At 64.6% G+C, this 20,674-nt stretch carries 14 protein-coding genes; 11 read left to right on the top strand and 3 right to left on the bottom strand.

Annotated elements, in window-relative coordinates; translation table 11 throughout:
* Positions 1–4 precede the first annotated feature (4 nt).
* The 6 genes from mtrB to secA all read left to right on the top strand — a co-directional run bounded on the left by mtrB (position 5) and on the right by secA (position 9,698).
* Positions 5–1,870, top strand: a complete 1,866-nt coding sequence (gene mtrB, locus LK10_RS19155; protein ID WP_081998693.1) for an MtrAB system histidine kinase MtrB — start codon at positions 5–7, stop codon at positions 1,868–1,870.
* Positions 1,867–3,630: an LpqB family beta-propeller domain-containing protein gene (locus LK10_RS19150; protein ID WP_231567849.1), complete on the top strand. Its 1,764-nt coding sequence runs from the start codon at positions 1,867–1,869 to the stop codon at positions 3,628–3,630. The genes mtrB and LK10_RS19150 overlap by 4 nt, the downstream gene beginning before the upstream one ends.
* A 105-nt stretch (positions 3,631–3,735) precedes the next feature.
* On the top strand, positions 3,736–4,638 hold the full coding sequence (locus LK10_RS19145; RefSeq protein ID WP_156144270.1) for a ComF family protein: 903 nt from the start codon (positions 3,736–3,738) through the stop codon (positions 4,636–4,638).
* 184 nt (positions 4,639–4,822) lie between these two features.
* Positions 4,823–5,554: a ribosome hibernation-promoting factor, HPF/YfiA family gene (hpf, locus tag LK10_RS19140; protein ID WP_043127437.1), complete on the top strand. Its 732-nt coding sequence runs from the start codon at positions 4,823–4,825 to the stop codon at positions 5,552–5,554.
* Between the two features lie 19 nt (positions 5,555–5,573).
* Positions 5,574–6,911 (top strand): winged helix-turn-helix domain-containing protein, encoded by a 1,338-nt coding sequence (locus LK10_RS19135; RefSeq protein ID WP_081998692.1) that lies wholly within the window; start codon positions 5,574–5,576, stop codon positions 6,909–6,911.
* A gap of 60 nt (positions 6,912–6,971) precedes the next feature.
* Positions 6,972–9,698, top strand: coding sequence for a preprotein translocase subunit SecA (gene secA / locus LK10_RS19130; protein ID WP_043127435.1), 2,727 nt, complete (start codon positions 6,972–6,974; stop codon positions 9,696–9,698).
* 1 nt (position 9,699) lies between these two features.
* Here secA and LK10_RS22770 read toward each other — a convergent pair whose 3' ends face one another.
* The gene (locus LK10_RS22770) at positions 9,700–10,194 is read right to left on the bottom strand and encodes an Rv3235 family protein (protein WP_231567848.1); all 495 of its coding nucleotides are present in this window, start codon (positions 10,192–10,194) and stop codon (positions 9,700–9,702) included.
* Positions 10,195–10,243: 49 nt separating this feature from the next.
* The gene (locus LK10_RS22460; protein WP_197062004.1) at positions 10,244–10,978 is read right to left on the bottom strand and encodes a LysM peptidoglycan-binding domain-containing protein; all 735 of its coding nucleotides are present in this window, start codon (positions 10,976–10,978) and stop codon (positions 10,244–10,246) included.
* A gap of 246 nt (positions 10,979–11,224) precedes the next feature.
* Here LK10_RS22460 and LK10_RS22455 point away from each other — a divergent pair, with 246 nt between their 5' ends.
* Entirely contained in the window at positions 11,225–11,701 is a 477-nt protein-coding gene (locus tag LK10_RS22455; protein WP_197062003.1) for a hypothetical protein, read from the top strand.
* Positions 11,702–11,719: 18 nt separating this feature from the next.
* Here LK10_RS22455 and LK10_RS19110 read toward each other — a convergent pair whose 3' ends face one another.
* Positions 11,720–11,944, bottom strand: coding sequence for a helix-turn-helix domain-containing protein (locus LK10_RS19110; protein ID WP_043127429.1), 225 nt, complete (start codon positions 11,942–11,944; stop codon positions 11,720–11,722).
* Positions 11,945–12,099: 155 nt separating this feature from the next.
* On the opposite strand from LK10_RS19110, the gene LK10_RS19105 reads away from it, so the two are divergent.
* From LK10_RS19105 to LK10_RS19090, 4 genes are all read left to right on the top strand, one after another.
* Positions 12,100–12,744 carry an SAF domain-containing protein gene (locus LK10_RS19105; RefSeq protein ID WP_043127427.1) on the top strand — a complete coding sequence of 215 codons (645 nt, stop codon included), beginning with the start codon at positions 12,100–12,102 and terminating at the stop codon, positions 12,742–12,744.
* A complete protein-coding gene (locus LK10_RS19100) occupies positions 12,741–14,093 on the top strand; it encodes an AAA family ATPase (protein WP_043127424.1) in 1,353 nt (450 codons plus the stop codon). Before LK10_RS19105 ends, LK10_RS19100 begins: the two co-directional genes overlap by 4 nt.
* Before the next feature lie 61 nt (positions 14,094–14,154).
* Positions 14,155–19,020 (top strand): NAD-glutamate dehydrogenase, encoded by a 4,866-nt coding sequence (locus tag LK10_RS19095; protein WP_043127504.1) that lies wholly within the window; start codon positions 14,155–14,157, stop codon positions 19,018–19,020.
* Positions 19,021–19,096: 76 nt separating this feature from the next.
* Positions 19,097–20,569: a sensor histidine kinase gene (locus LK10_RS19090; protein WP_043127422.1), complete on the top strand. Its 1,473-nt coding sequence runs from the start codon at positions 19,097–19,099 to the stop codon at positions 20,567–20,569.
* The last annotated feature ends 105 nt before the right edge of the window (positions 20,570–20,674 follow it).

Below are 20,674 nucleotides of genomic sequence, written 5' to 3'. Positions count from 1 at the left end.
AGGAATGGAACAGCAGGAGGACCGCTGGGCACGCGCCCGCGTTGTGGCGCGCCATGCGCAGCGTCGCGGGGCGCTCGCCGCCCGACGTGCCCGGATCTCCGCCGCGCGGCTTCGCCGTGGCGGCCGGAAATACCTCCGGCTTCTGCTCCGCGTCCCCGGCCGGATTCGTTCGGCGCTTGCTCAGCGTTGGCGTCGCTCTTTGCAGTTCCGTACCGTCTTCATCACGCTCGTCCTTGCGTGTGCGTCGATTTTCGGCGTCGGAATCTATCTGTCCAACCAGATCGCGAACAGCCTCTTCCAAGAACGCCTGACCCAAGCCGAGGTCCAGACTCGCCAGAGCGTGACCCAGGTCCAGGAGACTTTCGACGGCGCGCAGGTCAGTGATCAGCAGGGTGTCCTGAAGCTCGTCAACGACACATTGGCCACGCTCGAGGCACGAGATTCCGGCACCCCGCGTCAGTACGTGTTCCTTGCCGTCCCGAATCAGGACCAGCCGCGCAATCAGTGGGTGGACAGCCGAGCGTCCTACCTCAGGACCGAGAACGATATCCCTCAGTCGCTGCGAGAGGCCGTGGAAGGCTCACAGCAGTCGGAGCAGTTCTGGGAGTCGATTCCCCTCACAGTCGACAACACGATCCATCCGGCGATTGCGGTCGGGAACAAGGTGACCTTCGGCGGGACGGTCTACGAGCTCTACCTCCTGTATGACATCCAGTCAGCGCAGGAGACCCTCGACGAGATGCAGAACGTCCTGTGGTTCGGCGGCGTGTTCCTCCTCCTGCTGATCGGCGCGATCGTGTGGATCGTGACGCGGAGCCTCGTGAGCCCGGTGAGCCACGCGGCCGCCGTTTCGGAGAAGCTCGCCGCGGGGCAGCTCGAGGAGCGTATGGCGGTCGAAGGCGAAGACGAGGTCGCTCGACTCGCCAAATCCTTCAACCACATGGCGACGAGCCTTCAGGAGCAGATCAACCAGCTGGCTGCGCTCTCGCAGATGCAGCAGCGATTCGTCTCGGACGTCTCCCACGAGCTGAGGACCCCCCTTACGACAGTTCGCATGGCTGCCGAGGTCCTGTACGACGCGCGCGAGCAGTTCGACCCGGTGAACAAGCGGTCCGCCGAACTCCTGTACAACCAGGTGGAGCGCTTCCAGGCACTGCTCAACGACCTTCTCGAGATCTCGCGATTCGATGCAGGGGCGGCCCGCCTCGACGTCGAACCGCAGGACATCGTCGCCGTCGTGCGCGCCGTCATCGAGACGGCAGCCCCCATCGCCGTCTCCTGCGGATCAGAGGTCCGGCTCTATACGAGGGCGGGGAGCATCATCGTGGACATGGACGCGAGGCGTATCGAGCGAGTGCTCCGCAATCTCCTCCTTAATGCGCTTGAGCACGGCGAGGGCAAGCCCGTCGAGATCTTCGTCGCGGCCAATGCCGACGCCGTAGGGGTTTCGGTCCGCGATCATGGCATCGGAATGTCGCCGTCGGAGGCAGCCCGCGTCTTCGACCGCTTCTGGCGCGCCGATCCCGCGCGCGCACGCAAGACCGGCGGCTCCGGCCTCGGATTGTCCATAGCCACCGAAGACGTCAAGCTTCACAACGGCTGGCTGCAGGCTTGGGGACGGCGGCGCGAAGGCTCATGCTTCCGGCTCACGCTGCCCCTGCACGCCGGCGGGACGATTGTGGAATCGCCTGTAGCCCTCGACCCCGGCGGGGCACTTCCCCTCGTCCGCGGGGCGACGCGCGACGTCGTCGTCGGTACGACGACGATGCTCAATTCAGGACCAGCGACCGCCTCGCCGGGCGTAGAAGCCCCGCGCCTGGAAGCCCCACGCATAGAAGCACCCCCCGAATTCGGAGGCCGAACGCCGTGACCGAGCCCTCGTCGTCGTCCGTCTCGCGGCGCCCTGCCACCGTGCTGATGCGCGCGGTCCGCTGGGCGGCCCTTGCCCTCGTTGCGCTTCTCACTGTGTCCGCCTGCGCTCAGATCCCGACCGCTGGCCCTGTCGGGACGAGCAATGACGGCGGTTCGGCGATCGGGAACGCGCCGCAGTACATCCCCCCGGGGCCGCAGACGGGAGCCTCGCCCCAATCGATCATCGAGGGCTTCTTCAACGCAGGCTCGGGCTATCAGAACGACTTCACGGTCGCACGGCAGTTCCTCGCGCCGGCCAATGCCGTCTCGTGGAAGCCGAGCCAGCGAACGCTCGTCTATCGGGGCAGTGCGACCGTGGTCCCTGGGGGCCGCCCGAACGCTTATCGATATGAGCTCGATGTCGCGTATTCCGTCGACCAGGACGGAATCATGACCCAGTACCCCCCGGGGACGAAGCAGTCCATTGATGTGGAGGTCGCACAGGTCGATGGCCAGTGGCGGCTCTCCAAGATTCCAGACGGCACGGTCATTCCCGAGGAGACGTTCAAGGTCTTGTACCGAGCCTTCTCGATCTACTTCTTCGACCCGACGTTCACCGTCCTCGTCCCTGACGCGCGGTGGTTCATCGACAATTCCGGCATCGCCAAGTCCCTCGTGAGCGCACTCATCGCAGGACCTGCGCCGTATCTCAAGCCAGCCGTCGCGAGCGCATTCCCACCGGGAATTCAGCTTGAGCGTGAGTCCGTGCCAATTGTCGGAGGGGTCGCCCAGGTCGACCTGACGCCTGAATTGCGCGACGCATCCTTCACCGATCGGCAGCGAATGCACAGCCAGCTTGTGCGGACGTTCGCGGCACTTCCCTCGGTGGGGGACGTATCACTGAGGACCAATCAGACTGAGGTCGCGATCCAGGATCCCTCCGCGCCGCGGCCGCCGGAGCCGCTCGTGGATCCGAAGGTCCCGTCATGGCAGGTCGGCATCGCTGGCGGACAGCTCGTTCAATACGGCTCGAAACAGGCTTCGAAGATCGACGGTCTTTCCTCGGTCTCGCAGTTGGATCCGTCGGATCCCGCCGCTGCTGCATCCCAACACGTCTACGCGTTCCTGGGCGACGACGGGAGGAGCCTGTATTCGATCGTCCCTGGCCAGCCCGCGCGGCTCCTGGATTCCGGGCAGTCTCTCGCGCCGCCGTCGATCGCGCCCGATGACTGGGTCTGGTCCGCCTCGCCGGATTCGGGTGCAGCGGGACAGATTGTCGCCTTCAGGCCGGTCGGCACCAGCCCGAGCGCGACAGTTCCGCGCGCGAGCGTCTCCGCGCCGTGGCTCGCAGGGCGGACGGTCAAGTCCCTCCGCGTTTCCCGTGATGGGGTCCGCGCACTGGTTCTCTCCGAGGCCGACGGCCAAACCCTCCTTCAGGTCGCTGGCATTGTCCGCGGTGCCGACGGCGCGCCGCATTCGCTGACAAACCCCATCACCCTCCCCGTCACAGCCAAGAACCCCGACATCGCGCTTTGGGTCGACGAGTCGACGATCGTGGTTTCTGAGACCTCGTCCACGGCTCAGGTGGCCCCCGAACTCGTAAGCCTTCAGGGCGGGGAACCGCGCCAGATCTCCCCGTTGACGGGGATCCAGTCGCTCTCGGCTGGCAACGGAGATTCCGCGATCTATGCAATGACTCCAGATGGCATCTTCCTCTTGGTCCGTACGTCGTGGACCGAGCAGGGCAAGGGGGCCACGCAGCTCGCGTTTCCGGGCTGATTGTTCCTCCACAGATTGTTCCTCCACCGAGTCTGCTCAGGCGCTTCGTCCACATCGTCCCTGGATCGGCGGCCGCTCAAGGCACGCGCAGGGCAGCATGGGGTGGTGAGCAGTCCCTCTCGTCACGTCGCTCCCGTGGCCGGCGCCCTTCGTCGGTGTCTGACGGCCGCCGAACGAGGCAGCTCGGCACTCCTTTCGCTCCTCGTGCCTGTGGAATGCGCCGCCTGCCGCGTCCCCGACACGGTTCTCTGCGGGGATTGCGCGCGGAGCCTTCGGCGGGCGACGTCGGTTCCCGCCCGGTGCGAGGAGCTCGCCCCGGCACTTCTTGAGTACGACGGCGGCGTCCTCCTCGCCGCGGTGGCGGCGGGCCTGTATCGGGGCGAGCTCGCGCAGGCATTGCTTGCCTTCAAACGCCATGGGACTCCGGCCCTCCGTGACGAGTTGGCGGCCGCCCTGGGCAGAGCCCTGAGGGCAGCGCTGCCCAAGTCCCGCCCCCACGCTGCAGTCTGGCTGGTGCCCGTGCCCACGACCAGCGCGGCTTTCATCCGCAGGGGTTTTGATCCGGTCCAAGAACTCCTGCGGTGGCTCTCCCGGCACAGCCTGCTGCCGCCCGGGGCGCGACCTGCGCCCGTTCTCGGGAGGCGCCGGGCGGGTTTCGCAGCGACCCTCCGGAGCCTGGCGAGTACGGCGCTATTCGCCTCGCGAGGAGGCCAGAAGGGCCTCGGACGAAGGGACCGAAGAGCGCGACTCGCGGGGAGTTTCTGTGTGCGGATTCCGCTCAGCGCGAGATACCTCGGGTTCTGGCCCGTGGCTTCGCTCGGAAGGAGCCGCATGTCAGGCCGATTGACGGGCCGGCGCGTCGTCATTGTCGACGACGTGCTCACCACGGGCGCTACCCTTCGAGAGGCCAAGCGGGCTCTCGAGGACATTGGTGCAGTCGTGCTTGGCGCGGTTGTCGTCGCCGTGGTGCCCGAAGCGCCCCGCCAAGCGGGTCCTTTGGTGCTCTGAGCGGACATGAAGTGAATTTCAGGGCAAGAAGGGGTGTGCAAACGGTGACGATCAACTAACGTCGGTACTAGGTTCCAGGCTGAGGGGAACCTCTCGATAGCGGCTCAGGAAAGGGGCTCGACTGTCAAGCAGCGGCCCCCACGAGCCCCCGTCGGGCTGACCGAGTAGTCTTCTGGAGGGCACCATGGAGTTCAAGATCAGCGGGCGCAACCTGACTGTGTCGGACCGGTTCCGCGAGTACGCCACCGAGAAGCTCGAGAAGATCGAGAACCTCGCCGACAAGGTGCAACGCGTCGATGCAAAGTGCTCGAAGCAGACGAGTGCCCGATCAGGGGGCGATCAGCTGACCGTTGAACTTACGGTCACGGGGCGCGGTCCGGTGATCCGGGCCGAGGCGACAGCCCCCGACAAGTTCGCGGCCTTCGACCTTGCCTACGGAAAGCTCCTTGAACGTTTAAGGCGGGTGAAGGACAGGCGCAAGGTGCACCACGGCAAGCACACGCCGGTGGCCGTGAAGACGGCAACGGCATCGCTTCCCGTGGTCAGTGGGAGCATCCCTATTTATGCTGGAGAGCCCCTTCAGACCCAGGACCATCAATCCGAGTCCGATGGCCAGTCGCCCTATGAGGTGGAGAACGATATCCCAGCAGGCAACTCGCCCGTTCTGATCCGCCGTAAGGTCTTCCCTGCGGCGACGCTGACCCTCGATGACGCGGTTGACAACATGGAGCTTGTCGGACACGACTTCTACTTGTTCATCGATGCCGAAACCAACACGCCTTCTGTCGTGTACCGTCGTCGGGGGTGGACTTACGGCGTGATCAGCCTCGATCAGGCGTGCGAGCCGGGCAAGGCCGCGGTCGAGGACCGCATCCTTGCCTACCGTTCTGACGATGAAGGAGCGGTCGTCCACTGACGGTGCGAAAGGAGAGCCGATGGGCGGTGGCCTGAGCCTTTCGCAGGGCCGACGCATCGCCCTCTCGGCACAAGGACTTTCAGGACCACGGCCCAAGGCCCCCGCCACGGCGAGGGCCTTGGGCCGGACCTTTGACAGGCTCCAGCTGGTTCAGATCGATTCCGTGAACGTCCTCGTACGCAGCCACTACCTGCCGTTCTTCTCAAGGCTCGGTCCATACGACCGAGAGAGTCTCGACCGCCTGTCGTCGCAGAGCCCCAGAAGAATGGTGGAGTACTGGGCGCACGAGGCGAGCTTCATCAAGCCAGAACACTTCGAGGCGCTCAGACTCTGGCAGAAGCGCGACTGGGTGGGCGCATCCCGCCTCGACCCCGGAGTGCGCGACGAATTGACGGAACGGATTCTGAGCACATTGGCATCGAGCCGCCCGCTCACAGCCGCCCAGCTCACGCAGCGCCTCGGACACGTCGAGGAACGGCGTACCGACAACTGGGGCTGGAACTGGAACGCCGTCAAGCGCGTAGTCAGCCACCTGTTCGAGCAGGGCGTCGTGAGCTCGGCCGGCCGAACGGCGTCGTTCGAGCGGCGCTACGCGCTCACCGCCGCGGTCATGCCACCCGTGGCTCGGGCGACCTCGCCCGAGGCCGAGACGAGCGCGGGTCTCGATCGGCACGAGGCGGCACTCGTCTTGACTCGCGCCGCGCTCCGGGCCCACGGCATCGGTACGGTCCGGTGCTTCGCCGATTACTTTCGCCTTCCTGTGAAGGCCACCGAGGTGGCGCTCGCGGAACTTGTGCGCAGGGGCGAGGCGGAACCAGTGCAGGTTCACGGCTGGGGCGATCGGCTGTTCAAGGACGCCGCGGCGAGTGTCCCGAGGAGTGCTGGGGCAAGAGCGCTTCTGAGCCCATTCGATTCGCTTGTATTCGAACGACGACGGCTCGAGAAGCTCTACGGCTTTCACTACCGGATTGAGATCTACACGCCCGCCGAGCGCCGAAGATACGGCTACTACGTGCTGCCGTTCCTGCTTGGCGAGACGATGGTGGCGAGGGTCGATCTGAAAGCCGATCGTGCAGGCGGAGCCCTCCTCGTCCACGCCGTCCATGGCGAGGCAGACGCCCCCGCAGAGACTGCCGTCGAACTCGCGCAGGAGTTGCGCCTCCTTGCCGATTGGCTCCAACTGTCGGACATCGTGGTCGGCGACGAGGGAAGCCTGGCAGCGGCAGTAGCTCAGGCCCTTGAGGTGAAGCCGCTCGAAGAACAGGCATTCGAGGCGAGGGAAAGGGCTGCCCAGCCCGTTGAGGTTCGGGCAGTGGGGAACCCGGATACGCCCCTACGCGTGTCTCCCGTAGACTAAAAGCCGCCCGCAATACACGGCGTTGCGGGCTCACGCCATTGACAAGGGAGCGAAAGCCACGTGGCAAACCTTCTCGAGAAACTCCTCCGGAGCGGCGACCGCCGGATCCTGAAGCAGCTTCGCGTCTACGTTGACGCGACCAACGCTCTCGAGGAAGAGTTCAAGGGATTCACGGATGCCGAACTCCGGGAGGAGACCGATCGGCTCAAGGCACGCTATGAGGACGGCGAAAAGCTCGACGACCTCATTCCTGAGGCATTCGCAGCGGTGCGGGAGGCTGCCGGCCGTACGTTGGGAATGCGGCATTTCGATGTCCAGCTCATGGGCGGCGCAGCTCTGCACCTCGGCAACATCGCCGAGATGAAGACCGGTGAAGGCAAGACCCTCGTAGCGACGGCTCCCGCTTACCTCAACGCGCTCACCGGCAAGGGCGTCCACGTGGTCACAGTCAACGACTACCTCGCCGAGTATCAGTCTGAGCTCATGGGGCGCGTCTACCGCTTCCTAGGCGTCTCGAGCGGCTGCATCCTGGCAAACATGGACCCGGCAGCGCGCCGGAAGCAGTACGAAGCCGAGATCACGTACGGGACCAACAACGAGTTCGGCTTCGATTACCTGCGCGACAACATGGCGTGGGACAAGAACGAGCTCGTCCAGCGTGGACACCATTTCGCTATCGTCGATGAGGTCGACTCGATCTTGATCGACGAGGCTCGGACCCCGCTCATCATTTCCGGGCCCGCGCAGGGTGATGCGAACCGGTGGTACTCGGAATTCGCCAAGGTCGCGCTGCGCCTTTCCGACGACGGAGACTACGAGGTCGACGAGAAGAAGCGGACGGTCGGCGTCCTCGAGCCCGGCATCGAGAAGGTCGAGGACTACCTCGGCATCCACAATCTCTACGAGTCGGCGAACACCCCCCTGATCGGCTTCCTCAACAACGCCATCAAGGCGAAGGAACTCTTCAAGCGGGACAAGGACTATGTCGTCCTCGACGGCGAGGTCCTCATCGTTGACGAGCACACGGGTCGCATCCTCCCGGGGCGCCGGTACAACGAGGGCATGCACCAGGCCATCGAGGCCAAGGAGGGCGTCGAGATCAAGGCCGAGAACCAGACTCTCGCTACGATCACGCTCCAGAACTACTTCCGCCTCTACGAGAAGCTCTCAGGCATGACCGGTACTGCTGAGACTGAGGCAGCCGAGTTCATGAGCACTTACAAGCTCGGCGTCGTGCCGATTCCGACGAACAAGCCGATGGCACGCGTCGACCAGTCTGACCTCGTCTACAAGAACGAGGTAGTGAAGTTCGACGCGGTCGTGAAGGACATCTCGCGCCGCAACGCGAAGGGCCAGCCGGTCCTTGTCGGCACGACGAGCGTGGAGAAGAGCGAGTACCTCTCACAGGCTCTGGCCAAGGCCGGTGTGCGCCATGAAGTGCTCAACGCAAAGAACCATGCTCGCGAAGCGGCGATCGTCGCCCAGGCCGGGCGCAAAGGGGCTGTGACCGTCGCGACCAATATGGCCGGCCGAGGCACGGACATCATGCTCGGCGGCAACGCCGAATTCATGGCCGTTGCGGAGTTGGCCTCTCGCGGACTCGATCCCGAGGAGGACTCGGAGGCCTACGAGACTGCGTGGCCTGGGGCGCTAGAAGAGGCTCAGAAGGCTGTCAAGGAGGAGCACGACGAAGTCCTTGAGCTCGGTGGACTCTACGTCCTCGGCACCGAGAGGCACGAGTCTCGGCGTATTGACAACCAGCTTCGAGGGCGTTCCGGCCGTCAGGGCGATCCGGGGGAGTCTCGCTTCTATCTTTCGCTCACCGATGACCTCATGCGTCTGTTTGGCACTGGCGGCGCCGAACGCCTCATGGCGAGCAGCCTCCCCGACGACACGCCACTCGAGTCCAAGCTCGTTTCGCGCGCGATCCAGTCGGCGCAGGCGCAGGTCGAGGGCCGAAACGCCGAACAGCGCAAGAACGTCCTCAAGTACGACGACGTCCTGAACCGTCAGCGCGAAGCGATCTACGGCGACCGCCGCCGGATCCTTGAAGGCGACGACCTGCACGAAAAGGTCCAGTTCTTCATTGAGGACACCCTCACCGCGATGATCGAATCCTCGACCGCGGAGGGCAACGGTGATGACTGGGATTTCCACGGCCTCTGGAACAATCTCCGCACCCTCTATCCGGTGACGATCACGCCGCAGGACATCATCGAGGAGGCGGGCGGCAAGGCTCGCGTGACCGTCGAGATGCTCAAGGAGGAGATCCTCTCGGACGCCAAGCTGGTCTACCAGCGGCGCGAGCAGGAGGTGGGCTCGGACAACATGCGCGAGCTCGAGCGGCGCGTTGTCCTGTCCGTCATCGGCCGGAAGTGGCAGGAGCACCTCTACGAGATGGATTATCTCAAGGAGGGCATCGGGCTCCGCGCCATGGCTCAGCGTGATCCGCTCGTCGAGTACCAGCGCGAGGGCTTCGCGATGTTCCAGACGATGATGGAGGGCATCCGCGAGGAGTCCGTGAGCTTCCTGTACAACCTCGAGGTCCAGGCCGCACAGGCAGTTCCCGAGGGCGCGCAGGCACAGGCGTCGGGGGTCGAGGCGCCGGAACGCCCCGCCCAGCTCCAGTACAGTGCGCCCGCCGAGGACGGCTCCACCGAAACCCACGTCGAGCAGGCACGGTCAGCGAAGGCCTCTCAGAACGGCTCGCGTGGCAACCGGTCAGGTGCCATCGGACCGGCGTCCGGCCAGCAGGCGCCTAGGCGGGCAAAGAACCGCCGCCGCTGATTCAACCGATTTCGAGAGCGGTGACACGCCACCCGCTCCCGCGGACGTTTTCGAGCCGGAGGGCGACGGCGCGGCTTCGCAGCCGGTCCGAGACGACAGCCGAGGCCTCATAGACGCCGGGTGACACGAGCGTGGCGCGAGCCGAGGTCACGGTCGAGGCCCGGTGGGCTCGTGCGGACCGGGACGGGGTTGGCGCTGAATCCATCCGGCCGAGATTCGCACGCAGCTGGAGTCTCGCCAGCAAGTCGCGTGGGAGCCAAGGCGCAAGCTGCGCGACTGGACGCTGCCCAGCGAGGACTTCGACGGCCGCACCCGTGATGCGCGCCGCGAGCTGTTCGACGGAGTGGCGTTCGGCGCTTGAGCCGGCCGCATGGAGGGCGCGCGGAGCTAGGGGGACGGGCAAAGCTGCGAGGGCTGAAGTCCCGTCGATCCCTACGGCAGTCTGGGGGAGTGCGGTGATTCCCGCAGGGAGCCGCGGTACGTCTTGGGTCATCATGATTCCTTCGTTGTCGGGTGGCTATGGCGGCTGGAGGCTGTTGGGCGCATTAATGTGGTGGCATAAGCAGCTGACCCGGGCGCAGGACGTTCGGATCATCACCGATCACGTCCCGGTTCGCCTCGAACCACCGGGGCCAAGTCGCGGCCACCTCGACGGCGCCAGCTCCCGGTCCCAGATGACGGGCTGCGATGCTCCAGAGCGAGTCGCCCGGGCGCACTTCGACGGCGGAAGGAGGGTGCGCCGTCGTCCGTAGCTCGGGGCGCGCCAGAGGACCGGGTGACACAGGCTCGACGCTCGGCGCCCATGCCTCCGGCGAGCTGTTCGATTCGGGCCTGGGAACGTCAGTGCGAGCCTCGGGTGGAGCAGTCGAGGGAGCGACGTGGACGGGGGAAGTTTCGATCGGGGCGCTGGCCTGCCATGCCGGATCGAGAGGCGGCTCAGCTGCGTAGGCCGTAGGACCGATGGCGAGAGTCACCCCAAGGACGGCCAACGCCAGTCGCCGCATGAACGGGGGAGCCGCCGCTCCAGTCCACCGAGCCGCGCCTTGACGTCCGGCCGCGTGCAATAGGGCGGCGGTCACCGAGAGCGTCATGGCGAGAAGCCACCATGCCAGGATGACCAAGCCGAGAGCGCTTGCACCTAGTCCGACCAACGCTTCGGCATTCGAAGGGCTTGCGGTCGAAGCGATGGCGTGGCCCGAAGCTGCGAGGATGATCCCGGCCACGAGGACGAGGCCGGCCACCACCGCGTCGTTCACTGCTTGCGCTTTTGCTGACTCCACGGCTGTCCTCCAACATTCCGCCTTATTCAGTGAAAGTGACACTTGATGCTGTTTGGCATCGTTTGGTGTCTTCTGACTTGTTGGAGACAGTCTGACCATGCGTGACAAGCAGTGTCCACTGCCACGGCTCGAGCGATTGCTCCGCAGGCCCGCGCTCCCTAGGGTGAGCCCATGCGTTGGGGGAGGCTTTTTGATGACCTGGAAGCACAAGTAACTGCGGCCCAAGTTGTGGCTTTCGAGTCCGGCGTGAACGAGCTGGTGCGAGCCGAGCAGGGAGCAATCCCTCTGGCTAACCGCCTCAGGGCGCAGTCCGGGCACGTGGAATTCGTCCTTCGCGGCGGCATCCGGTTCCGGGGTCGGATCGTAGAGCTGGCCGACGAATGGTGCGTGGTCGAAGAGGTGCATCGCAGCGTTCTCATACCGATGCGGGGAGTTGCGGCGGTGAGGGGAGTTGGCCGGGAATCGGTAGGGGAAGCCTCGCTGGTCCGCCGCTCGCTCAGCATCCGGTCCGCTCTCAGGGCGCTCGCTCGGGACCGCTCATGCGTCGCCTGTCATCTGGATACGTTCTCCGGCGAGCCACTCGCCGAGCGCGGCCTGATCGACCTGGTGGGGCGCGACTATTTCGAGCTCGTCACTCTCGGTGAAAATGGGTCACGAAGGGGTAGGCGCAGTAGCACGCTTGTTCCGCTGGACTCGCTCGTCGCAGTGGTTTCGCAGCTGTGAGGCCCGGAAGCCGGTGACTCAGGGACGTGGCGAGCGAGAGTCGCGCTGGTCGGCGACCATCCGCTCGGTCTTCGCATAGCTCTCTTGGATGTACTCCTCGAGCTTGACCTCTTCGACCCTCCACTGGCCACGTCCGCCGACCTGAATCGCCTTGAGCTCCCCACCGCGGACCAATGCGTAGGCCTGAGCGGAGCTGATCTGCAGTTGTTCGCAGACGTCGGCGAGAGTGAGGAAACGGGGCATATGGCAATCCTGTCATGCTGGGACGCGTTTTGACCGATATGCCCCTCGTTTGGCGTGATTTGACCCTCTATGTAGGCTCTCCAAGCCTTCAGCTGCACCATGGTCTCCGGAGCCGGTATCGGCCTCTTGAGCATGCTGTTTTGGGGGAGCGCCGCATGAATGCTGCTGGAACGCCGTCGTCGGGACTGAGATTGCGCAGGCCCTCATGGAAGGATCCGAGACTTCTTCTCGGCGTCCTTCTGGTCCTCGCCTCGATGGCCGGCGTCGTTGGCCTGGTGAAGGCCGCAGAGACGAGCATCGTGGTCTACGCAGCCAAGGACGACATTCCCGTGGGCCAGTCCGTGAGTCTGGAACTGCTCATGCCCGTCGAGGTGAAGCTTGGCGCAGTGGCTTCTCGCTATTTGACGGAGGGAAGCGTCCAGACCGGACGGGTCGCGGTCCAAAGAGTGTCCAAGGGCGATCTTGTCCCGGCGTCCAGTCTGGGATCAGCAGACTCCCTCGGCCGGAGTCCTGTCTCCATCAGCCTCCAAGAGCCGCTTCCGGCAGAGGCAGTGGCAGGCACGCGCGTGGATATCTGGATTGCCTTGCCGGACGGGCGAAACGGATTCGCCGAGCCTCGCCTCATCATTCCCGCTGCAGAGATTGCCCATGTGCAGACCGCTGCTTCAGGTCTCGGAGGCCCCAGGGAAACGCTCGTCCATGTGCTTGTCGAGGCCGAGAAGCTGCCCCAGCTGCTGGGAGCACAAGCCAACAAGGCAAAGGTTTCAGTCGTCTGGAATCCGTCAGGTCGCGCGCGATGAGGCTTCCCATAGCGGTCATCGGCAGGGACTTCAGCGAGGTGGGTGAGCGGGTCAACCAAAGCGGCAGCTCCGTCACCGTCGTCCGGGAATGCGACGAACTCGCGGAGCTGATAGCCGCCTGCCAGAGCGGAGCGGCTCGAGTCGCGGTGGTGGCTGGCGGCACAGACGAAGTCACCATGACGCTCGTAGACCGGCTCCTCGCCGTCGGCGTGGGTACCGTCGGCCTATCAGACGACGACGGTGAGAGACGCAGACTCGAGGGGTTAGGCGCCTTCGCCGCTCCCGTCGATGTTGCAGCCGAACAGTTCGAGGAGCTTGTTGCCGTCGCGGCCGACCATGCAGTCAAGTCGGCAAGCGCTGACGCGAGGCGGCCTTCTTCTTTTTCCCTCGCCGGCGCCTTCCCGGGGGTGCCCTCCGGAGCCCGGTCTCACCGTGAGGCTCAAGGTCCGACGGCACCGGGCCAACCGGCGGTCGATGAACCGGGCGCGAGGCACGGCGGGATCCTCGCGTTCTGGGGACCCATCGGCTCTCCGGGGTGCACGACGCTTGCCGTAAACGCGGCGGCCGAGCTCGTAGCGCAGAACCGGAAGGTGATCCTCGTCGATGCGGACACGTACGGACCGAGCGTTGCGCCGCACCTCGGACTGCTCGATGAGTCTGCGGGCCTCGCCCAGGCGTGCCGGCTCGCGGATCAAGGTCAGCTCGACGCTCACAGCCTTGAGCAGCTCGCCGTGCCGGTCGTCACCCAGGGCGGAGAGCTTCGGGTGCTCACAGGCGTCACGAGGGCTGACCGTTGGAACGAGCTGCGCGCCGCCTCCCTGTCAGCCGTGCTCGAGGCCTCACGTCGCGCGGCGGATGAAGTCGTGGTCGATGTTGGGTTCTGTCTCGAAGCGGACGAGGAGCTCTCCTTCGACACCATGGCGCCTCGGCGAAATGCCGTGACGCTTCGCGTGCTTGAAATGGCGGATCGGATCGTAGCAGTAGGCTCGGCCGACACCATTGGCATGCCTCGGCTTGTTCGTTCCATCGATGAATTGGCTGCTGCAGTTCCTAGCGCCGCCCCGGACATTGTCTTCAACAAGGTCAGGAGGAGTGCTCTGGGACGCTTCCCAGACAGGGCTCTGCGTGAGGCCTGGGAGCGTTTCGGACCTACCCGTCCCATAGTCGGGCTAGTTCCGTTCGAAGGTGAGACGGTGGACGCGGCGCTTTTTGCCGGGCAGACCCTGCTGGAAGCTGCGCCTCAAAGTCCGGTTCGGAGGGCCATCGCAGACCTCGTCTGTTCGCCCGTCCAACGAAAACGAAGATTCGCTGTACCAAGTGCTAGGGCAGGCATCAGGGGAGCGCGCTAGGCTCGAGTCAGCGCTGCAACGCGGCAGCGCAGAACTCGTTCCTCTGGAGGCGATTTTCACCGTGTCGACCGGAACCGCGCAGGAGACACCGTTCCCCACGGCCGAGCAGGAAGCCCGCTTCCTGGCGGACTATTACGAGCATCTCGCCGAAGAAGACCGACAGTCGTATCCGGCAAGCACTCTTGCCCAGCGAGCTCGCCATCACCGGTCCCTAGCGGAGGAGAGACGCCCGGGCGAGACCAAGGTCGAAGTAGTCGATGAGGGCGGCCGGAGCGTCGTCTACATCGTGACGGACGACATGCCCTTCCTCGTTGACTCCGTCAGCGCCGAACTCGTGCGTGAACGCTGTGCAATCCATTTGGTGGTGCACCCCATGTTCGTCGTCACTCGGCAGCGGAATGGGGGCTCTCTCGTCGAGGTCCAACGTGTCCCGGCCCAGTGGGGGCTCACGAGCGGCGACACGGCTGCGCTCCCGAAACTCAGCCATCTCGTAGCGGATAGCGACCTCGTGACCCATATGGAGTCGTGGATCGCTATTGAGATCGACCGCGTCCCGGGTGCCCGCAAGACCGAACTCAGAGAGGGGCTGCTCCGTGTCCTCGCCGACGTGCGGGCAGCCGTCGACGATTGGCAAGCCATGCGCTCGAAGGCCCTCGAGATAGCTCGCGGCCTCGACAATGTCGTCGGCGGCGAGGACATTCCCGACCTGAAACCGACTCAAGAGCTCCTGCAGTGGCTCGAGGGCGGGAACTTCACGTTCCTCGGGTACCGCGAATACGACCTCAAGAAGGAGAACGGTGAGGACGTCCTCGAGCTCGTCGATGGCAGTGGCCTCGGCTTGCTGCGGGGGGATGGCGCCCACGCCCTTCAGCACCTCACGGCCGAGGGTCAGGCGCATGCGCGCGAGCGGCGCGCGCTCGTGATTACGAAGGCGAACTCGCGCAGTACCGTGCATCGGCCCGCATACCTCGACTACATCGGCATCAAGCGCTTTGATGCTCAGGGCAAGGTCGACGGAGAACGTCGATTCATCGGCCTCTTTGCTTCCTCGGCCTACACGCAGTCAGCGAGTAGCGTCCCGATCGTCAAAGACAAGATCGAAGCGGTCATGCGCCGCTCCGGGTTCCCGGCCGATTCCCACTCAGGCAAAGACCTCCTCGCGATCCTCGAGACCTACCCGCGCGACGAGCTGTTCCAGATGAACGCGGACCTGCTCTTCGACACGGTCACCCGGATTCAGCTCCTACAGGAGAGGCGCCGCACCCGTCTCTTCCTCCGTCCTGACGTCTACGGACGGTTCATGAATGCAGTCGTCTACCTGCCGAAGGATCGGTACAACACGGCTGTTCGGCGGAGGATCGAGGCGGAGCTCGAGCGGGAATTCCACTCGGATCAGATCGACTACGACGCCCACCTCAGCGATTCTGCCCTCGCTCGGCTTTACTTCCGCATCCGCCTTCCCAAGAACGCTGACGTCGCCTCCGCGGACGCCGTGGCGCTCGAGCAGCGGCTCGTCACGGCTACTCGGTCATGGGCAGAGGGGATCGCCCAAGCCCTGCACGAGAATCGGCCCCTCGACGAGGCCGAGCACCTCGCGGCCGTGTGGCAGGACGCGTTCCCCGCCTCGTACCGCGTGGACTACAGCATCGAGGACGCTCTCGAAGACATCGAACGGTTCGAGATGTACGCGCAGGAGCGGGCCGCCGCGGAGAAGGAGGAGGGCGAAGAGCTCGCCGAGCGTCCATCCGTCCGCGTCTACGTACCTGCGGGGGTCGGGGCGGAACTCGAGGAAGACGCTCGCGTCAAGCTGTACCTCCTCGAGCCGAAGAGCCTGAGCCAGATTCTGCCGTTCTTCCACAACCTGGGACTCGAGGTGCTCGACGAGAAGCCCTTTGAGATCGAGACCGCCGATGCGAGGGACTTCTTCCTCTACGACCTTGGGCTCAAGTACCCGGCTGGCATCGACCCTTTGGCCACGGGTGAGCTCCTTGCCGATTCCTTCAGCTTGTCCCTTTCAGGGGAGACCGAGTCCGATTCATTGGACCGGCTCGTGCTGCGTGAAGGAATGCGCTCGCGCCAGGTTGTGATTCTGCGCAGCTATGCGAAGTACATGCGGCAAATGGGCAACACGAACTCGCTCGAGTTCATCTCGGATACGCTTCTCGCCAACCCCGCGGTGGCCCGGCGTCTCGTCGCACTGTTCGAGGCTCGGTTCGACCCCAGCCTCAGCGCGGAGACGCGCGAGGCATCGATCGAGCGCCTCCGCGAGGAGCTCGCCGAGGCGCTCGACCAGGTGCCAACGCTCGACGCCGACCGCCTTCTTCGGACGTTCATCAACCTCATTGAGGCTTCGCTCAGGACCAACTACTACCTCGGCAAGTCTTACCTGAGCATCAAACTCCGGCCGGCGGAGATCGAAGGCCTGCCGTCGCCGAAGCCGATGTTCGAGATCTGGGTCTATTCGCCTCGCGTCGAGGGAGTCCACCTCCGCTTCGGCAAGGTCGCGCGCGGTGGTCTTCGGTGGTCGGATCGCCGTGAGGACTTCCGGACCGAGATTCTCGGCCTCGTCAAGGCGCAGGTGGTCAAGAACGCGGTCATCGTTCCGACTGGTGCCAAGGGCGGTTTCTTCGCCAAGCGGCTCCCTAACCCCTCCCTTGATCGGGCGGCATGGCTCGCCGAGGGCATCGAAAGCTACAAGACGTTCATCCGCGGACTGCTCGATCTGACAGACAATCGGGTGTCGACGCCAGAGGAAGGCGAGAGCGTCGTCCCGCCGTTGGGCATCGTCCGGCACGACGACGATGACCCGTACCTCGTCGTTGCTGCGGACAAGGGAACCGCGAGCTTCTCGGATATCGCGAACGGAATTTCGGCTGAGTACGGTTTCTGGCTCGGCGATGCATTCGCCTCAGGCGGATCTGTCGGCTACGACCACAAGGCTATGGGCATCACTGCCCGTGGGGCGTGGGAGTCGGTCAAGCGGCACTTCAGCGAGCTCGACGTCGACACCCAGAGCGAGGATTTCACAGTCGTCGGCGTGGGGGACATGTCTGGCGATGTATTCGGTAACGGCATGCTGCTTTCGGAACACATCAGGTTGGTCGCGGCGTTCGACCACCGTCACGTATTCCTCGATCCGAATCCCGATCCAGCTACTTCGTTCGCCGAACGGGAACGGCTTTTCAAGCTTCCCCGTTCGTCCTGGGACGACTACAACAAGGAGCTGATCAGCACCGGCGGCGGTGTGTACCCACGTACGGCGAAGTGGGTCCCAGTGTCGGAGGAAGTCAGGGAAGCACTTGGTCTCCCGGAGGGGATGAAGCAGCTGAGTGTCAACGAACTGCTGCGTTCGATTCTCCTTGCGCCAGTCGACCTGCTCTACAACGGCGGGATCGGCACATACGTCAAGGCGAGCAGTGAAACAAACGCCCAGGTCGGGGACAAAGCCAATGACGCGATTCGCGTCGATGGACGGGACCTGCGCGTCAAGGTCGTCGGCGAAGGCGGGAACCTCGGCTTCACCCAGCGGGGTCGTATTGAGGCTGCGTTGCAGGGGGTCATCCTCAACACGGACGCGATCGACAACTCAGCCGGCGTCGACTGCTCCGACCACGAGGTCAACATCAAGATCTTCGTCGACCGCATGGTTGCAGCGCGTAAGCTCGGCGCGGACGAACGAGCCGAGTTCCTGGCCTCGATGACGGACGAAGTCGCCAAGCTGGTACTGCGAGACAACATCGATCAGAACATCCTCCTCGTCAACGATCGGGCCCTCGTCGCTCCATTGAGCCCGGCACTCGAGCGGTTGATGGACTGGCTCGAGGTTCACGCGGACCTCAACCGTGAGCTCGAGGCGCTCCCGACGGCGGCTGAGCTTCACCGTCGACTCGAGCAGGGCCAGGGCCTGACTTCCCCAGAACTGTCTGTCTTGGCCGCCTACGCGAAGATCGAGCTCACCGAGTCGTTGCGGGAGAGCGACCTCGCCGACGACCCCTGGTTCAAAGCCACGCTGCGGAACTACTTTCCCGCTCAACTTCGGGAGCGGTTCGGGGACGAGCTCGACCTTCATCCACTCCGTCGCGAGATCATCGCGACGATCGTGGCGAATGACATGGTCAATATCGGTGGGATCACGTTCGCGTTCCGCGCGATCGAAGAGACCAGCGCAACGGACGCCACGGTTGCCAAGGCCTTCGTGGCCCTCCGCGAGGTCTACAAGCTCGACGAGCTCATCGACTCCGTCAACAGCCTCCCGGCGTCGTTCCCGACTGAGCACTGGACCACGATCCATCACGACATTCGGCGCCTGCTGGACCGCACAGTCAGGTGGCTCATTCATCAGGGCACGGGCAATCACACCATCGGCGAGGTCGTAGAGCAATACGGCCCGACGATGAACGCGCTGCGTTCGCGGCTCCTTGATTTCCTGCGCGGCCAGGATGCAGACCGGGTGCGGGAGTGGCTCGAGCGGGGCTTGTCATGGGGCCTTCCCGAGGAATTCGCCCAACGCTGGGCCGAGCTTTTCGAGAGCTACGCCCTCTTGGACATCGCACGGCTGTCGCAGACGTCCGAGGAGACGGTCGAGGAAATCGCAGGTGTCTACTACACCGTCTTCGATCGGTTCAACGTGGATGCGCTGCTTGAACGAATCACGGCCCTTCCGCGCAAGGACCGCTGGCAGGCCCTCGCAAGGGCAGCTCTCCGCGACGACCTCTACAGCACGGTCGCGGACATGACGAGGTCGATCATGGAGATGTCCCCGGCAGGGGAGTCGCCCGAGGAGCGGCTCGCTGCTTGGGAAGCCGAGAACGCTGAATCGCTCAGCCGAGCGTCGACCATGTTCCAAGAGGTCAATGCCCTCGAGAGCGACGACATGGCTTCGCTCTCGGTAGCATTGAGGCTGCTTCGGTCGATTGTGCGCCATTAGGCGCAGCGAAGGTCGAAGGCCGCGCGGGTGGTGACACCCGCGCGGCTGGTTCTTTCTCTAGTGACAAGGCGGTAGCGTGGCGCTCTTCACGGACACGATCCGGGAGCAGGCTGATTTCGGTCCAGGCGACGCCGAGTGGCTCCATCTGCTCGTCGGCGATTGGCAGCTCGTGGCCGACCTGGCCTTCGCGGATTTGGCACTGTGGTTCCCGGATCCGAGCGAGGGCTACACCGCCTTGGCCCACGTGCGTCCATCGACGACGCACACGGTCTTCCATGAGGACATCGTCGGGGAGCGGATCCGAGGTGACCTCAGGCCCCTCGTCGACCGCGCATGGACAACACAGTCGATCGAGCGCAGTCACGAGACAAGTTTCAATTCGGAGATGGCCCTGCGCGTCGAGGCCGTCCCGTTCGTCCGGAACGGGCGCACGCTTGCGGTTGTCACTTCCCACATGGATCTCTCGAGCTCGCGCATGCCATCGCGTCTCGAACTCACCTATCGCCAGTGTGCCTACGACCTCCTCCGGATGGGCACTCTCGGGCTCTGGCCCGATTTCGCGTCCCCCACGGGTTCTCGCCGAGGCGCACCTCGCGTGGGGGATGGCCTCATTCGTCTCGACGCTGAGGGCATCGTCCAGTATGCGAGCCCGAACGGGGTTTCTGCGTTCCGTCGTCTGGGCGGTTTCGACTCACTTGAGGGACGGTCCCTCGCCGAACTCACCAGCAATCTGCTCAAGGATCGTCGGCTGGTCGACGAGACACTTCCGCTCGTGGTGACGGGGCGCATGCCGTGGAGGAGCGAGATCGAATCGCGTGGGGTCAGCCTCTCGCTGCGCGCCATTCCGCTTCGTGATGAGCGGGAGCGCTTCGGAGCGCTGGTCTTGTGCCGTGACGTCTCTGAGTTGCGCCGGCGCGAGATGGAGCTCGTCACCAAGGACGCCACGATCCGTGAGATCCATCATCGAGTGAAGAACAACCTGCAGACGGTCGCGGCCCTCTTGAGGATGCAATCGCGGCGTATGAAGAGCGAGGAAGGGCGCCAGGGACTCGAGCAGGCGATGCGCCGTGTCGCGACGATCGCCCTAGTCCACGAGACGCTTTCTCAGGGGCTCGCGCAGAATGTCGATTTCGACGAGCTGATCGATCGCCAGTTCCGCCTGTCGGCGGAGGTCGCCACGGGAAATCAGCATGTTGCGACCGAACGCGAGGGCGAATTCGGCGGCCTTCCGAGCGATTTAGCCACTCCGTTGGCGCTCGTCATCAACGAACTCGTCACAAACGCCGTGGAACACGGTCTGGAGGATCGTTCTGGGACCGTATGGCTCATAGCGCGGCGCGGAGTCGATGATTCGGGTGAGGAGACTCTGCAGGTCACGGTCGCGGACGACGGCGTGGGGATGCCTGAGCAGCAGAACCGCCACGAAGGTTTGGGCCTCCAGATTGTTCGTACTCTCGTGACGAGCGAGCTGGGAGGATCCATCCACTGGGGGCCACGGGCTGGTGGCGGCACGGAAGTGACGATCACGCTGCGACCTGGCCACAGCTGACATCCCTACACTGAACCGCCCGCCGGGCCCAAACTGAACCGGCCGCCGGGCCCAAACTGAACCGGCCGCCGGGCCTAAACTGAACCGCCCGCCGGGCTCGGAGCG

Source organism: Sinomonas humi (assembly GCF_000802235.1).
GTDB classification, from domain to species: Bacteria; Actinomycetota; Actinomycetes; order Actinomycetales; family Micrococcaceae; genus Sinomonas; species Sinomonas humi.
This window is presented reverse-complemented; position numbering and strand designations above follow the sequence as displayed.

Bases quoted from the DNA above. Each gene is read 5' to 3' on its own strand.
- mtrB (WP_081998693.1), top strand. From the start codon at position 5: ATGGAACAGCAGGAGGACCGCTGGGCACGCGCCCGCGTTGTGGCGCGC.
- hpf (WP_043127437.1), top strand. From the start codon at position 4,823: ATGGAGTTCAAGATCAGCGGGCGCAACCTGACTGTGTCGGACCGGTTC.
- LK10_RS19135 (WP_081998692.1), top strand. From the start codon at position 5,574: ATGGGCGGTGGCCTGAGCCTTTCGCAGGGCCGACGCATCGCCCTCTCG.
- LK10_RS22770 (WP_231567848.1), bottom strand. From the start codon at position 10,194: ATGATGACCCAAGACGTACCGCGGCTCCCTGCGGGAATCACCGCACTC.
- LK10_RS19110 (WP_043127429.1), bottom strand. From the start codon at position 11,944: ATGCCCCGTTTCCTCACTCTCGCCGACGTCTGCGAACAACTGCAGATC.
- LK10_RS19105 (WP_043127427.1), top strand. From the start codon at position 12,100: ATGAATGCTGCTGGAACGCCGTCGTCGGGACTGAGATTGCGCAGGCCC.
- LK10_RS19100 (WP_043127424.1), top strand. From the start codon at position 12,741: ATGAGGCTTCCCATAGCGGTCATCGGCAGGGACTTCAGCGAGGTGGGT.